Below are 14,494 nucleotides of genomic sequence, written 5' to 3'. Positions count from 1 at the left end.
TGGGCCGGTAGTGGAGTGCCTACGTTGGGCCTGCTGTACCCGGTGGATCGCCTCTCCTCGCGCAGGTGTTGCCCACTGCGGGGTTGGTCCGCGACTCCGTAGGCCACCCGCGGGTCACTGGCGGGCCATGTGCATGCGCATCTCGCTCTCGGCGTCGACGATGAGGTCGCCGGACAGGTCGACGGTGACGCTGTGAAGAGTGCCGGTGAAGCGGAACGGCGCCTGGTAGTCGGGGGTGACGGCAGATCCGGGATTGGCGCCGCAAGCCATGCCGCCCGGATTGAAGGTGATCGGCGTGGTGACCGGCATCTCGGTCTCGCCGACGAGGCGGCCGTCGATGTAGAGCTGGGCGCGGCCGGGTGCGCCCTTGCCGTGGGCGATGTCGGGGGCGCCGGTGGGCTCGAACTCGAAGCGCAGCGCGTGCCGCCCCTCGGGCACGGTTTCGCTGGAGGCGACGTGGTGCAGGGCCCGTTGGACGTAGTTGTGGGCGTAGTGGAGGTGGCCGTCCTTGACGTAGAGGGACCAGCCGCCGGCGTTGGTGCCCTGGCAGAGCAGGACGCCCTGCGCGCCGCCGGGCGGGATCTCGACGTCGGCGGTGACGCTGTGGGGGCGGTTGAGGACCCGGGGGGCGACTGCGGCGGGCACGGCCTGGGTGCCGGAACGGAAGGTGTAGCTGGTGCGGTTCTCGGTGATCTGCGGGCGCTCGGTCATGATGCGCTGCAGGACGCTGCCGTCGATCGGCATCACGTTGTACTTGCCGGCCTCCACGTACCACAGCGCGATCATCTCGATGAGTTTGCTGCGGTGCTCCTGGGCGAGGTTCCGGGTTTCGGCGATGTCCTCGTCGACGTGGTAGAGCTCCCAGTGGTGGGCGTCGAGGTCGTCGAGGTCGGCCATGGTGATCGGAGTGCCGAAGGGCCGCTCGGCCTCCTCGAACGAGGGACCGGGCCAGGGACAGACCGCCCGCCATCCGTCGTGGTCGATCGCCCGGTGCCCGAGCATCTCGTAGTACTGGGTGTGGTGGCGGCTCGCCGCGCCAGCGTCGTCGAAGGTGTGCGCGAAGCTGACCCCGTGCAGGGGTGACTGGGTGACCCCCCGAATGGTCGTGGGCGCCTCGATGCCGAGCACGTCCAGGACGGTGGGCACCATGTCGATGATGTGCGCGAACTGGTCGCGGATCTCACCTCGGGCCTTGATGCCGTCGGGCCAGTGGACGAGGAACGGGTCGCTGACGCCGCCGCGGTAGGTCTCCCGCTTCCACCGCCGGAACGGCGTGTTGCCCGCCCAGGTCCATCCCCACGGGTAGTGGTTGAACGTGGAGGGGCCGCCGAGCTCGTCGATCTGCGTCAGGCTCTCCTCCAGCGTCTCGGGCGCGTTGTTGAAGAACTGCACTTCGTTGGTGGTGCCGGTCGCCCCGCCCTCGGCGCTCGCACCGTTGTCGGAGACCACCATGATCAGCGTGTTGTCGAACTCGCCTGTCTCCTTCAGGAAGTCCACCAGCCGCCCGATGTGGTGGTCGGTGTGGGAGAGGAACCCGGCGTAGACCTCCATCATCCGCGCGGCAAGTCTCCTTGCCTCCGGGGACAGCGACTCCCACGTGGGCACGTCCGGATCGCGCGGGGACAGGCGGGCGTCGGCGGGCACCACGCCGAGCTGCTTCTGCCGGGCGAAGGTCTGCTCGCGGTAGGCGTCCCAGCCGTCGTCGAACCGTCCCCGGTAGCGGTCGGCCCACTCCTTGGGCACATGGTGCGGGGCATGGGTCGCGCCGGGGCACAGGTTCAGGAAGAACGGCTTGTCCGGGGCGACCTGCTTGGCGTCGGCGATGAACGACATCGCCCGCTCGACCAGGTCCTCCGTCAGGTGGTAGCCCTCCTGCGGCGTGGCCGGCGGCTCGACCTGGTGGTTGTCGTACACCAGGTCCGGATACCACTGGCTCGTGTCGCCGCCGAGGAACCCGTAGAACCGCTCGAAGCCCCGCCCCAGCGGCCACCGGTCGTACGGCCCGGCCGCCGACTCCTGCTCCGAGGGCATCAGGTGCCACTTGCCGACCATGTACGTGTTGTAGCCGTGCTGCAGCAGCATCTCCGACAGGAACCCGTTCTCGAACGGGATCTGCCCGTTGTAGCCCGGGTAGCCGGTGGCCAGTTCCGTGATCGCGGCCATGCCGTTGGCATGGTGGTTGCGGCCCGTGATGATGCAGGAGCGCGACGGCGAGCACAGCGCGGTGGTGTGCATGTTGCTGTACAGCAGCCCGCCTGCGGCCAGCGCGTCCAGATTCGGCGTCTCGATCGGACTGCCGTAGCAGCCGAACTGCCCGAACCCCGTGTCGTCGAACACGATGAACAACACGTTCGGCGCACCCGCCACCGCCCGCACCGGCTGGGGCCACGCCGGACTCGACTCATCGGTCGTCCGCCCGATCGCCCCCGGAAACCGCTGCCCCGGCCTGTACTCACTCCACGACGACTGCGCCATCTGTCTCCGTCCCACCAGCGGCGCGAGCACCGGTGCTGTGTGTGCTGCTGTGCGACCTGCTGCTGCTACCACAGAGCCCTGCCGCGACGCGGGATCCGTACCGGACGGCCCGGGCAGGAGGCCCCGGCCGGGGCCACGGTCCTGGGCTACTCCACGCTAGGACGCCGCCACCACCACGGCGAGCGGGCTGCGCCGTCTGGCCCTCCATGCGAGAAGGCGCTACGGGGCGGGGTGTAGGCGACGGTGCCCCCGCCCCAGCCGGCCACGATGTCGCACAGCCGGTCCTGCTCGTCTTGGTGGTGGATAGGCTGGACAGGTCAGCAGGCTCCTTCCCAGCACCCGGTCGCCGCCACCCCTTGCAGCTGAGCTGCGGGCCTCTACGAGGCAGCGCGCTCGTAGACGACAGTCGTGTTGGGGCAGTCCTCAGCGAGTCCGAGAAGTGCCTGGCGCTCAGCCTCGTCGACGGCCAGGTCCCAGCGGAGCTTGGTGGCGACCCAGGTCGCGGCATACGTGTGGTAGGAGCCGTCCGACGGAAGCCACTCCGCCGGGTCTTTGTCGGCCTTGGACCGTTTGGAGGCGGCGGACACCGCGATCAGCGTGTCCGGGGACGCCTGGTCGTTCGCATACGCCTCCCGGCGTGCGGCAGACCACGGGGTCTGTTCCGAGTCCGGCCTCGGGGAACATCGGTACAGCGGTCATCGGTGAGAACGATCATGGGGTCTGCTGCGGATCTCCGCGTTCGGGTGGTGCTGGGTCTGGAGGCGTCGCGCAGGTCGATCTCCTCGGCGGTGAGCGGGTCCCCAGGTCGGCGGATGCGGACGGGCGTGGGCCGCATCGGCAGGCCGTCGTCCGCGGTGGCTTCCTCGGCTTCGGCGAGGGCCCGGTAGAGCGAGGCGACCGATGGGGACTTGCCCGCGTTCTTCCCGGTCTTGATGACCAGCTTCTTGGCGATCTCGGGGACTGGGAGGCCTTTGTTCTTGAGCGCGACGGCGAAGGTGGGGTCCAGCCAAGGTGAGCCCAAGAGGGGCAGTGGGATGGCCTTGGTTTGTTGAAGACCGCCGGCTCGTTCACCGGCTCGGTGCGGGCGCTGCCGGACTGGCGGTGGGGACAGCCGGTCCTACTGGCCTGGATCCAGGTCCTGTAGGAGGCGACCCTGGTGAAGACGTCGGGGTAGCCGTCGGCGCGGCACTGGCCGGGGCCGAGCAGGCCCTCCCGGTGGAAGGAGTTGATGCCCACCAGGGTCGGGACGCCGTTCATGCGCAGGACGAGGGGGGCGCCGCCGTCGCCGGAGCAGGTACTCATGTCGGCTTTGGAGGCGGCGCACAGCTTGCTCGCCGTGATGGCCGGGGAGGTGCCCGTAGGCCCTCTGGCAGAAGTCCAGGTGGACGATCTGTAGGGCGGCCTCCTGCAAGATGCGGGAGGGGGCGGGGAGAACGCCGGCCAGGGCTCCCCAGCCGGCGACGGTGGCCATCTTGCCGACGTACTCGGCGTCGGAGCCGGCCGTAGTGGGAAGGCCGCTCGGCTGGATGTTCGAGCGAAATTGGACCCGTTGGGCGAGGGTGAGGACTGCGAGGTCGCCTTCGTGGGTGCTGGGGTTGTAGCCGGGGTGGGGCAGGAGCCGGTCGACGTTGTAGTCCAAGGAGACGGCCTCGTCTGATGTGCGGAGATCGTGTTCGCCCAGCCGGACCCCAACCTCTGCCGGGCTGGTGCCCCCGTCAACGAGGCAGTGGGCCGCGGTGAGGACGTGTTGCGAGTCGATCAGGGCTCCCCCGCACTTGGGGGCCCACTTCCCTCCCGAAGCGGTACTGATCATGGCCAGCCAGGGGTGGCTGGCGACGGCGGCCTCTTGGCCCCCTGTGCAGTCCGGGCAGGACCGGCCGAGCGAGGCGATCATCCAGCCCCCGATCGCGACGGTCGTCCCGCAGTTCCCGCAGTGGTCGATGTCGGGCGTGGGACAGGTTGCCGGGAGCGGCGCGGAAGTCCTGGTTCCCCAAGCAGGCTGGCGCCGCACGTCTCATGCAGCGAGCCCCGGTACACCTCGACCTTCCCCGCCCTCGCGGCTAGAGGCAATATGGCTGCCAATCCAGCACAACTGGGATCACAGAGCACTGGGGAGGCGCAGCGGTGGGAATCTTCGACAGACGCAGACGCCAGCGGGAGGCAGCGCAAGATGCCGAATGGAGTGCCCGCTTGACGCCATGATCGCGCAGGCAGAAGCCGGCCGACACTTCATCGCGCCCGCTACAGCCCACCAGATGTTCGCCAGCCCTGCCCAGATCCAGGGGTTTGCCGAGTACTTCGACGGTGTCTTGTCCTTCAAGCCGCAGGGAGCCCTGAGCAGTGCCGAGGCATGGAAGTGCCAGGCTTCCCAGATCGATGCCGTCCGAGACGGTGACTCGCCTGGCGAGATCATGGTCACGTTCCATCCTGGATCGCCGTTCCTGGCGATTGTCGTGATGCCGGACCGACACGAGGACAAATGGCGGGCACTCTCGCCGGCCGACGGGCAGTCCCCCGCGAGCTGAATATCTGAACACTTCACCGCCGCTGCCACAGCGGCTGGAGGGTGCCGTCGGTGTGGACCAGGCGGAGGGCGACGGCGGCAGCGAGGCCGGAACAAACCACGGCCACAACCGCAACCTGGTGGCCCACGGCCCGACCGGGGTGAGCTTCGCGGACCAGCCGTTGACCCGCAAGAGCTGACCCACGCCGGGGGCGGGGGCCTGGGGTCGTGGCCGCGGCGGAATGTGTGATCAACTGCTGCAAGGCGTACGGCTTCCGGCGTTGCGGCCGCCGGGAAGCAGCGGCGGAGGGTGCACGTCGCCCATCCGTCGACGTCTGCCGCGAATCGAGAAGCCCACATGAGCACGTCCCAGGTTCTTTGGCTCTTTGCGCTGATCTTCATCCCGGCCGGAGCCGTCATCGGCGCGGCGGCGTACCGCAAGGTGTGGCAGGTGCGCGCTCTGGTCCGGCGGGGGGCTCGGGCCCACGGCGTGGTGGTCCGCCTCGCGGCGACGAAGCTGGAGGGGCCGGGTGAGGGCGGCACCATCACCTTCCGAAGCTCCGGCACGACCGTGTACCACCCGGTCATCGCCTGGACCACCGCCGATGGCCGGGCGATGGAAACCAGGACGGACATAGCCCGCTCCCGGGACAGGACCCTGGCTGTCGGTACCCGGGTCGAGGTCCGCTACGACGCCGCGAAGCCCACCCGTTGGACGCTCCCGGCCGAGAGCAGCCTCCTGTGGTGGCTCTTCGTCGGGATCGGCGCCCTCTTCGTCGTGATCGGATCGGGTTTCCTCGTCGGAGCACTACGCACATCCGGGCTCTGAAGCCCAGCCCCCACCCGCTCCCATGCAACCACAGGCTTCTCGCCCGACGCGTTCGCGCGGTGCGCCGGGCATTCCGCTTGGTGTGATTCTCGGGGCGGTCTGCATGGCGGGGCTCTGCCCGATCGGCTGCCCAGGTCCCGGGCCCGATCTCTGGCCGGCTGATCGCCGTTCCGGCGCCGGGCGCGCGCAGTGGGCTCAGGGGTCGGTGACGCCGAGTTCTTGGGTAGCGGGGCAGATCGAGCAGGTTGCCACTCTGTCTCATCGGGGACTCCGGCACCGGCAAGTCCCACCTGCTGATCGGGCCTATTCGTCGAAGCCGTCGGGGACTTTCCCGCAGGGCGCGTAGATGCTGACGGCGAGCGTCCCGGTCGCCTCGTACCAGCCCACGTCGACCTGGTCGCCGGTGCCCGGATCCTCGAAGCGGAACCCCATATCGGAAATGCGCTCGCGGGTGAGCTTCCAGCCCTGCTCCGAGAGCCGGTTGCGGATGCGCTCCTGACCGGCACGAGCCGTGGCCTGAGGAACGTCCGCCGCCTTCCAGTCGAGGTCGAAGCTGCGCACGTCGCGGCGGGCCTCGTCGATGTGGGCGAAGGCCCGCAGTCCGCGGTAGTAGCAGGCGCCCGTGTCCACGGGGTGGGCCTCGAAGCGGGAGCGCCCGTCCAGGTCTTCCTCTACGCGCTCGGCCTGCTCCCTGAGGCGCATGGCGACCACGTTCGGGTCGACCTCCGGGTACGGCGCGCCGTTCCACAACCGGTACCCGCCCCAGGACATGGTCAACAGGAGTGTGACGCCGGCGAGCACCAGCGCCACACGAAGGGGGCGCGCACTCAAGGGGGGCGCAGTTGCGCCGGTAGCGGGCTGGACGGAGTTCATGATCGAGAGGGTAGTGGTGGGGGGCGTGCCCGCCGCATCGGGGCAGCTACTCATACGGGGGTGAGTAGCGGGCGCGGATTCGAAGAGGTCTGCACCGACCGGGCGTTCGTGATGCGGAATGCTTTGGTCATGAGCGAAGAATCCGAGCGGCTGGCGAAAGCTCTCATCGAGTTCCGGGAAGCCGAGGGCATCTCCGTGATGGAGCTTGCGCATCGCACCCAGTTGAGCCGGGCGACCATCAGGTTCCACGAGGATGGCGAAGGCCTGCCCACTTCCCTCGCGGCCCGCTGTTTCGAGGAAGTGCTCGGCTGGGCACCGGGCAGCATCCCGACCGCTTCGCGCGGGACGACGGATCTCGAGCTCCCGCCGGACTCCGGCACTGTCACTGGGTAGGGTCGATCGGCCAGGACTGGTGGTGGCAGTTGTGGGGTGATCACCGCGCCGACCCTGCATCCCAACCTCCCCCCCTGATGGTCCTCTGGAGAACGGGCGCTGTGCGTCCAAAGGGCGGCGACGCAGGGGGGATGGGATGTCGACGTCGATGCGGCGGTGGTTGTGGGGTGGTTGGGCGGTGCTGGTCCTGGTCGGTGGGGCAGCCACCCTGTACCTGGAGGGTCCGGCGGCCGCTCCGGGCGAGCCGCGGCTGCGCCGGGAGCGGCCTTCTGCACCCGCGCCGGACCCGGTCCCCTGCCCGAGTGCCGGCCCGGCGGCGCCGGAGGGCCCGCACAGCTGCAGCTCATGGCAGCGGGGGTAGGACCACACGCACCGGCGCCTCTTCTGCTCGGCTGTCATGGGGCGGGGCAGGGTGGGGTGAAGTCGAGGGCCGGGAAGTGCTGGGTCCACTGGGCTTTGGTGATGCGGGGGTGGGCGCTGTCGCAGATGCGGGCGGTGACCGCGTGCAGGTGGGTGTCCCACAGGCGGATCGTGAAGTCGTTGCCGCCGGTGGCGAGGGTGGCGCCGTCCGGGCTGAAGGCCACGGCCGGTACGGGGTTCGCATGGCCGGTGAGGACGGTGGGGGTGGCCGGACCGGTCAGGTCCCACAGGAGGGCCTTGCTGTCCGCGGTGCCGGCTGCCAGGCGGTGGCCTTCGGCGTCGAAGGCCAGCGTGTAGATCCAGGAGCCGGAGGCCGGCAGTTGGGTCGTCTTCGCCGGGTGGTGGAGGTCGTGGACGTCGACAAGCCAGATGGTCTTGTCCGTCCGGTGGAAGGCGGCCAGTCGGCGGTTGTCGGGGCTGAAGACGCCGCCGGTGAGGGGGAGGGAATGGAGTGGGGACGGGAGTTCTCGGGGGGTGCGTGGTCGGGTGATGTCCCAGAACGCGAGTGATCCGGACTCGCCGGCGCTGGTGACCAGGGTGCGGCCGTCCGGGCGGAACGAGGCCGCCGTGATGTGCTGGCCGTCCTCGGCGATCCGGCTCAGCCGGCGGGGACCGGCGGGGTCGGTCAGGTCCCACAGGCCGGCCGTGGCTTGTGCCCAGATGGCCAGGAGGCGGCCGTCCGGGGCGAAGGCGGTGCCGCCGACTTCGCCGGCGTCGGGGGCGATGACCGATGTCAGTTGGGGCTTGCGGGGATCGGTGACGTTCCAGACGCGGGCGGTGCCGTCCTCGCTCGCGGTGACGAGGGTGCGGCCGTCCGGGCTGAACGTCACGCAGCGGACGAACCTGGTGTGTCCGTGCAGGGCCGACAGCGGCCGCAGGGCGCGGCCGCCGGTGACCTGCCACAGGCGTGCGGTGCCGTCCCAGCTGGCGCTGGCGAGCAGGCGGCCGCCGGGGGCGAACGCCAGGGAGGTGACCACGTCGTCGTGGGTCGCGAGGGAGAGGTCCCGCAGGTCCAGGAGCCGGTCGGAGTTGGCGAGTACGCGGCCGTCCGGGCTGAACGCGGCCTGGTAGAAGCCGCCCTGGATCGTGCTGGTCCGCCGGGGGGCGGCGGGGGTGGTGACGTCCCAGAAGTGGGTGGATCCGCCGACCGTGACGAGGGTGGTGCCGTCCGGGCTGAAGGCGACCGACCAGACGATCGCGGGATGGCCGGGCAGGACGGCCGGTGGCTGTGGCTGTGGCTGTGGTGGCGTACGTCGGCCGGCGGCGAGGTGCCAGATGCGTGCGGTGCGGTCCCAGCTGCCGGTCGCCAGGGTCGTGCCGCCGGGGCTGAAGGCGGACGAGGTAACGGTGTCGGTGTGTCCGCGCAGGACGTCGAGGAGGCGGGGGACCGCGGGATCGCCCACGTCCCAGACCCTGGCGGTGGTGTCGCCGGTGGTCGCCATCGTGTGACGGTCCGGGCTGAACGCCACCGAGGTGACCGCGGCGGTGTGTCCGGGCAGGGTGGCCAGCAGGCGCGGCCGGCGGGGGTCGGCGGCGTTCCACAGGCGTGTCGTGCCGTCGGTGTGGCCGGTGGCCAGGACACCGCTGCCGCCGGGCCCGTACGCCACCCAGCTCGGGGCGGCGGACGGCTGGTCGGGCAGGGCGGCGAGCTCGGCGGGCGCGCGCCGGTTCGTCACGTCCCACAGGCGGACGGAGCGTTCGCCGGCCGTGGCCAGGATGCGGCCGGTCCCGTCGAAGGCGACCGACACGAGGCGTTCGGGCCGGCGCACGGCGGCCAGTTGTACGGGGTGGTGGGCGTCTTTGATGTCCCACAGCCGGGCCGTGCGGTCCCAGCTCGCGGTGGCCAGGAGCGTGCTGTCCGGGGCTACGGAGATCGAGACCACGTCGGAGGTGTGACCGGTGAGCCGGCTGGTGTAGGGGGTCGCGAAGGTGCTCATGAGCTGGTCGCGGACGTCGCGGGTGGCTGCCAGCCGGTGGGCGGCCAGGTTCAGCTGCGCGGCGAGGGCGGGGTCGTGCCGGCGTACCTCGGCCGCGTCGGCTGCGGCTTTGCGTGCGATGGCGACGTTGCGCTGGCGGATGGCCGAGTCGCGGGAGTCGACGGCCAGTGCGCCCGCGGTCGCCGCGATGACCACCAGCACGGTGAGCAGGGTGACGAGTTGGCGCAGGCGGACCGTGCGTCGCCTGACCGCGGCCGTCTCGCCTGCCTGTGCTTCGCGGGCGGCGTCGAGGAAGCGTCGTTCCTTGGAGGTCAGGCGGCTGTCGTAGGCGGCGGCCAGGTCGAGGGCCGCGGCGAGGCGGGCGCCCCGGTAGAGGGTGTGCGGGTCGTGGCCCTGTGCCTCCCAGTCGGCGGTGGCGTCGGTGAGCTGGCGGTGCAGGAGGAGGCGGTCGCGGTCCTCGGTGAGCCAGCCGCGCAGTCTGGGCCAGCAGCGGATGATGGCCTCGTGGGTGATCTCGACGCAGCCGTCGTCGAGGGTGACGAGCCGTTGGCGGGCGAGGGATTCGAGTACGTGGGCGGTGTCGGGGCCCGGGGCGAGTTCGTTCGTGGTGATGCGGCGCCGGGTGTCTTCGGTGCCGTCGCCGAGTGCGGTGAGCCGCAGGAACAGTGACCTGGCGTGGTCCTGCTGTGCCGGTGTCAGGGCTGCGTAGGCGGCTTCCGCGGTGTGGGCGAGGGCGTGCTGGATTCCGCCGGCCGCGAGGTATCCGTCGAGGGTGAGGCGGCTGCCGCAGCGGCGGCGCCAGGTTTCGACCATGGCGTGGGAGACCAGGGGCAGTGCGCCCGGCTGGCCGGTCGCGTCCGCGACCACGGCCGCGAGGAGCGGGCCGGTGACCGTGCAGTCGGCGAGTGCGGCCGGGCCGGTGATGGCCTCGCGGAGTTCCTGGCTGGTCATCGGGCCGACCGCGATCTGTGCGTCGCGCATCGCTTCGACGAGGTGGGGGTTTTGGACGCAGTGGCCGTAGAAGTCGGCGCGTACGCCGAGCACGACCCGGGTCCGGCTGGTCGGGGTGGCGGCGGCCGCGATCAGCACGGCGATGAACGCGTCGCGCTCGTCCTGGTCCCGGCAGAGGGTGAAGACCTCCTCGAACTGGTCGACGACGATGAGGATGTCGGTGCCGGTGGCCGGGGGGTGGCCGAGGGCGGTCTGCCGGATGCGCAGGTGCAGGGTGGCGGGGTCGTTGCGCAGTTCGGTGAGCAGCGTGCCGGGGGCCTCCCCCGTTGCGGCGGCGAGGTGGATGGCGCATTCCTCGACGGGGTGCGGGCCGGGGGTGAAGAGGATCACCGGCTGTCCGGTCGTGCGGGTGCGGGCGACGAGTCCGGCGCGCAGCAGCGAGGACTTTCCCGATCCGGAGGGTCCGAAGACGGTCAGGAAGCGGTGGTCGCGGACCTTTGCGAGGAGCTCGGCGGTCAGGTGTTCGCGGCCGAAGAAGCGGTCGGCGTCCTCGGGTTGGAAGGCGGACAGTCCGGCGTAGGGCGCGGTCCGGTGGTCGGTTTCGGTGGGCTGGTGGTGTTGTGCGGTCGCGGCGATCTCGGCGGCGGTCGTGTGCCACCGGGCTTCCCATTCACGGCGGTCGCCCTGGCACGCTTCGACGTAGGCGAGCGTGACGGCGAGGCTCGGGAGCGCGTCACCGCCCGCGGCGTCCGAGAGGGTGGTGGACGAGTAGTGCGCCCGTTTCGCCAGTGCCCGGTAGGGCGGCCGGCCGGCTGCCTCGCGCAGTTTGCGGAGGTCGGCTGCGAACTGGGTGAGCGGACCGGAGTCCGGGTCGAGCGGGCGTTCGGGGCGTGGCATTGCCTTCCTCCCTGCGGCTTTCCCGCAGCTTTCCGCGGCCGTGTCGGGTGGTGTTTGTCCAGCTTTTGATGTCCGGAATCCCCGTTCCGGCGCCGGACATCAAGCGGGGGCTAGACATGGGTCGGCGCAACCGCGCAACGGCGATCGGAAGGGGAAAATCATGAGGTCCGTGCGACGAATGATGCTGCTGGCGGCGGTCACCGGGCTGCTGGCCGGCGGCACCGTGACGGGCTCGCCCGTGCATGCCGCGGCTGCCGCGGCACCGCTGCTGAAGTCCAACCTGAACGGAAGGTGCGCCGACGTCTTCATGTTCCACCAGGAGAACGGCGCCTCCACGGTGACGTGGGACTGCCACGGCGGGACCAACCAGCAGTGGTACTGGGACGGTGAGCGGATTCGCTCCAACTTGAACGGGAAGTGCCTGGAGATCTACGGTCCGCACCTGGGCGACCAGGGCTCGGTGGCCATGTGGGACTGCCACGGCGGTCTGCACCAGAGGTGGTACCGCAACGGCAGTGAGATCCGGAACCGGGTGAACGGCAAGTGCCTGGACATCCTGGCCGGGCGGCCCGAGAACGGCCAGCTGCTGGTGAGCTGGGGCTGCAACGGCGCGCGGAGCCAGAGCTGGGACTTCTGAACGACCGTCCTGCCGTCGGCCTGCTCGGCCCGGCCCATCGCGGGCCGGGCCGGGTGGGCCGGGGGCGGCTACATGCAGACCGGCGGGTCCGGGTAGGAGCAGCCCGCGTAGGTGTCGCCCTCGTACGTGATGCCGCCTTCCATCGGCTGGTCGCAGGTGGCGCAGTTGACGGCGAAGTACGGGTTGACGCGGAGGAAGGCGGCGTTCTTCAGTTCGAAGATCGCCTGTACCGCGGCCGGCCCGTGCTCGCGGATTCCGTGCCGGAGGAAGTCGAAGGCGCTGAACTCGTGGCCCTGCCGGCAAACGAAGCGGCCGAACCGGAAGGTGCCGATGTCGGCGATGCCCAACTCGGACTCGATCCGCGCCTTCTCCTCGTCGGAGACCTGTTCGAGCCGGGAGTCCCTGACGAGCTCGGGCGTCCAGTGCAGGTCCCGGAGGGTGCGGGCCTGTTCGCGGGACAGGTAGAAGGATGCGGTTCTGCCGCTCTTGATGGTCTCCTGCACGAGGGCCACGACCGCGTCGTCCTCTGCCGAGACGACGACCTTGCCGCTGCCGACGGCTGCTTCGATGTGGGCCAGCAAGGAATTGTCCACGCCGCGTCCTTCCGGGTCTGCACCTTGAATCCGGTCCCTGCGCTCGCGGAGAACTATTCTGTTCGGCCGCTCGGTCCGGCAGCTGCCACACGGGCGGCCTCCCCCACATGGCAGCTTCGGACGGCGGCCCGGGTGTGCGGCGTGCGGAACTGCCGCCCACCTGTCCTCCCAGCCTTGCTCGATCTATCGAATTTCGATAGATTTCCATCGTGGGTCGATGGAAGGATGGGTCATGGGGAAGCTGACCGTGCGTGCGTTGCGCGCCGTGCTCGCGGTGGTGTTCGTGGGCACCGTGTTCGTGCAGGCGGCGATGGTGTGGGCGTTGGTCACGGGCGAGACGGAGGGGTCGCTGCCGCTGACCCCGATGCGCGTGATCGTGATGCTGGGCATGGTGGCGGCCCAGGTGGCCCTGGCCTGCGTATGGCGGCTGACGGCGATGGTGCGGCGCGGAACCGTGTTCTCCCACGCCGCCTTCCGGTACGTGGACGGCGTGATCGGCGCGATCACTGCGGCGGCCGTGCTGTGGTTCGCGGTCACGGCGGTCAACGCCCCCGGCCAGCGGGAGGACCCGGGCGTTACTGTGATCCTGGGCGGGATCGGCCTGGCCATCCTGGGGGTCGCGCTCATCGTGCTGGTACTGCGGATGCTGCTCGCGCAGGCCGTCGCGCGCGACGGCGAAGCGGCGCAGATGCGGGCCGAGTTGGACGAGGTGATCTGATGCCCATCACCGTCGACATCGACGTGATGCTGGCCAGGCGGAAGATGTCCGTGGGGGAACTCGCGGACCGGGTGGGGATCACGCCGGCCAACCTGGCGGTGCTGAAGAACGGCCGCGCCAAGGCGGTGCGCTTCGCGACGCTCGCCGCGCTCTGCGAGGCGCTCGAGTGCCAGCCGGGCGACCTGCTGCGCTGGGAGGCCGGGGACACCGCCGGCGAATGACATCGCGCGGCCGGGCGGCCCGGCGTCGCGCATCACCGGCGGTCAGCCTGCGGTCGTAGTCCTGTTGGTCCTCAAGTTGCAGAGGGACGCGGTGGCGCATCCCGAGTGACCGCGTGACCCGGGCGCGGGCGGCGTTTCCCCGCGCCGGGCCGACGCCGCCTTCGAAGGATCCGGGCTCTCACCGGTGGGCGACACCGCGGCTGCAAGCTGGGTAACCGCCGGTTCCGGAATGTTTGATTCCGGGGGCGGTGTCCCAGCATCACCGCATTTGACCCCTGCGCCGCCGTGACGGCGCCCGACGTGACAGCCGAGGGAGACCACGGGTTGGAAAGGCGTACGTCGGGCGGCCGCGCCGGCCGCTCTTGCCGCAGCGGTCACGCTCGTCCTGGCGGCTCCCCCTTCCGCCGGCGCCGAACCCCGGGCCGGAACCTCGACCGCGACCGCGCGGCAGGACGCCTCCCCACGCCGCCTCCGCCCCGCCTCCCCCGCGACTTACGCGGCAAGGGCAGGTGGATCGTCCGGGACCTGGACATCACGGTGCCGTTCACCTGGGAGGGCAGGAACGGCGACAGCCAGATGACCGCGGGAGGCCTGCAGTACCCGATCTGGTTCACCAACCTGATCCACCACGGCACGCTCTGCACCCTCACGTACAAGTGGCCCGGTCTGAACGAACACCCCTGCTCAGCGATCCCGGGCTTCAGCCTGGAGGACCTTAACCGGGGCTTCGAGAACGCCCGGTTCGTCGGACGGGAGACCCTGCGGCGCACCCCGCAGCGGCACGTGAACCACTGGAGGGTGGGCGTGGTCTTCCCGCAGCTGCCTCCCGGGAACCACCCGCGTCTGCCGCTCGCGCTCGGCGACATCTACGTCGACGAGAACGACCGGGGCACCTTCTGGCAGGTGCTGCAGTTCGGTGTCCAGAACCTCTACGACCCCGAGCCGGACGAGTGGCTGGTCATGGACACCTTCGAGCACCGGCCCGGGACCGTGGCCCTTCCCGCGCGGTGCGAGCCGCCCCGATAGGGCCCGGCGGCGGGGCTACGG

The 14,494-nt window shown here is 70.6% G+C and carries 14 protein-coding genes and 2 pseudogenes; 8 read left to right on the top strand and 8 right to left on the bottom strand.

Annotation, left to right across the window (positions count from 1 at the left end; all coding sequences use genetic code 11):
* Positions 1 to 114: 114 nt before the first annotated feature.
* From OHA91_RS39055 to OHA91_RS39995, 5 genes and pseudogenes are all read right to left on the bottom strand, one after another.
* Positions 115 to 2,349, bottom strand: a complete 2,235-nt coding sequence (locus OHA91_RS39055) for an arylsulfatase (protein WP_328738235.1) — start codon at positions 2,347 to 2,349, stop codon at positions 115 to 117.
* 503 nt (positions 2,350 to 2,852) lie between these two features.
* Complete coding sequence (locus tag OHA91_RS39050) at positions 2,853 to 3,062, bottom strand: hypothetical protein (protein ID WP_266505741.1); 210 nt, start codon at positions 3,060 to 3,062, stop codon at positions 2,853 to 2,855.
* A gap of 5 nt (positions 3,063 to 3,067) precedes the next feature.
* Positions 3,068 to 3,496: a hypothetical protein gene (locus OHA91_RS39045; protein WP_328738236.1), complete on the bottom strand. Its 429-nt coding sequence runs from the start codon at positions 3,494 to 3,496 to the stop codon at positions 3,068 to 3,070.
* 167 nt (positions 3,497 to 3,663) lie between these two features.
* Positions 3,664 to 3,777 (bottom strand): annotated as a pseudogene (locus OHA91_RS40000) (hypothetical protein); the annotation flags it as partial.
* A 64-nt stretch (positions 3,778 to 3,841) separates the two neighbouring features.
* A pseudogene (locus OHA91_RS39995) lies at positions 3,842 to 4,369 on the bottom strand (S1 family serine peptidase); the annotation flags it as partial.
* Between the two features lie 304 nt (positions 4,370 to 4,673).
* Between OHA91_RS39995 and OHA91_RS39040 the strand changes: the two are divergent.
* The 3 genes from OHA91_RS39040 to OHA91_RS39030 all read left to right on the top strand — a co-directional run bounded on the left by OHA91_RS39040 (position 4,674) and on the right by OHA91_RS39030 (position 5,807).
* Positions 4,674 to 5,000 (top strand): hypothetical protein, encoded by a 327-nt coding sequence (locus OHA91_RS39040; protein WP_031154644.1) that lies wholly within the window; start codon positions 4,674 to 4,676, stop codon positions 4,998 to 5,000.
* 52 nt (positions 5,001 to 5,052) lie between these two features.
* Positions 5,053 to 5,178 carry a hypothetical protein gene (locus OHA91_RS39035; protein WP_266505747.1) on the top strand — a complete coding sequence of 42 codons (126 nt, stop codon included), beginning with the start codon at positions 5,053 to 5,055 and terminating at the stop codon, positions 5,176 to 5,178.
* A gap of 158 nt (positions 5,179 to 5,336) precedes the next feature.
* Complete coding sequence (locus OHA91_RS39030) at positions 5,337 to 5,807, top strand: DUF3592 domain-containing protein (protein WP_031154646.1); 471 nt, start codon at positions 5,337 to 5,339, stop codon at positions 5,805 to 5,807.
* Positions 5,808 to 6,110: 303 nt separating this feature from the next.
* Here the strand turns inward: OHA91_RS39030 and OHA91_RS39025 are convergent, their stop codons facing one another.
* Positions 6,111 to 6,680: a hypothetical protein gene (locus OHA91_RS39025; protein ID WP_266505750.1), complete on the bottom strand. Its 570-nt coding sequence runs from the start codon at positions 6,678 to 6,680 to the stop codon at positions 6,111 to 6,113.
* A gap of 129 nt (positions 6,681 to 6,809) precedes the next feature.
* Here OHA91_RS39025 and OHA91_RS39020 point away from each other — a divergent pair, with 129 nt between their 5' ends.
* The gene (locus OHA91_RS39020) at positions 6,810 to 7,073 is read left to right on the top strand and encodes a helix-turn-helix domain-containing protein (RefSeq protein ID WP_266505753.1); all 264 of its coding nucleotides are present in this window, start codon (positions 6,810 to 6,812) and stop codon (positions 7,071 to 7,073) included.
* 395 nt (positions 7,074 to 7,468) lie between these two features.
* Here the strand turns inward: OHA91_RS39020 and OHA91_RS39015 are convergent, their stop codons facing one another.
* Positions 7,469 to 11,278, bottom strand: a complete 3,810-nt coding sequence (locus OHA91_RS39015; protein ID WP_328738237.1) for an nSTAND1 domain-containing NTPase — start codon at positions 11,276 to 11,278, stop codon at positions 7,469 to 7,471.
* 178 nt (positions 11,279 to 11,456) lie between these two features.
* Here OHA91_RS39015 and OHA91_RS39010 point away from each other — a divergent pair, with 178 nt between their 5' ends.
* Entirely contained in the window at positions 11,457 to 11,915 is a 459-nt protein-coding gene (locus OHA91_RS39010) for an RICIN domain-containing protein (RefSeq protein WP_031154655.1), read from the top strand.
* Positions 11,916 to 11,983: 68 nt separating this feature from the next.
* On the opposite strand, the gene OHA91_RS39005 is transcribed toward OHA91_RS39010, so the two are convergent.
* Positions 11,984 to 12,508 (bottom strand): hypothetical protein, encoded by a 525-nt coding sequence (locus tag OHA91_RS39005; RefSeq protein ID WP_031154658.1) that lies wholly within the window; start codon positions 12,506 to 12,508, stop codon positions 11,984 to 11,986.
* Between the two features lie 232 nt (positions 12,509 to 12,740).
* Here OHA91_RS39005 and OHA91_RS39000 point away from each other — a divergent pair, with 232 nt between their 5' ends.
* The 3 genes from OHA91_RS39000 (at position 12,741) to OHA91_RS38990 (ending at position 14,473) form a co-directional block, all read left to right on the top strand.
* Positions 12,741 to 13,226, top strand: a complete 486-nt coding sequence (locus OHA91_RS39000) for a DUF2975 domain-containing protein (RefSeq protein WP_031154660.1) — start codon at positions 12,741 to 12,743, stop codon at positions 13,224 to 13,226.
* Positions 13,226 to 13,447 carry a helix-turn-helix domain-containing protein gene (locus tag OHA91_RS38995; protein ID WP_031154662.1) on the top strand — a complete coding sequence of 74 codons (222 nt, stop codon included), beginning with the start codon at positions 13,226 to 13,228 and terminating at the stop codon, positions 13,445 to 13,447. The genes OHA91_RS39000 and OHA91_RS38995 overlap by 1 nt, the downstream gene beginning before the upstream one ends.
* A gap of 537 nt (positions 13,448 to 13,984) precedes the next feature.
* Complete coding sequence (locus OHA91_RS38990; protein WP_031154664.1) at positions 13,985 to 14,473, top strand: hypothetical protein; 489 nt, start codon at positions 13,985 to 13,987, stop codon at positions 14,471 to 14,473.
* Positions 14,474 to 14,494: the final 21 nt, after the last annotated feature.

The organism is Streptomyces erythrochromogenes (assembly GCF_036170895.1).
Taxonomy (GTDB): domain Bacteria; phylum Actinomycetota; class Actinomycetes; order Streptomycetales; family Streptomycetaceae; genus Streptomyces; species Streptomyces erythrochromogenes.
The sequence above is the reverse complement of the archived record's forward strand: the minus strand, read 5'-3'. Positions and strand labels throughout refer to the sequence as shown.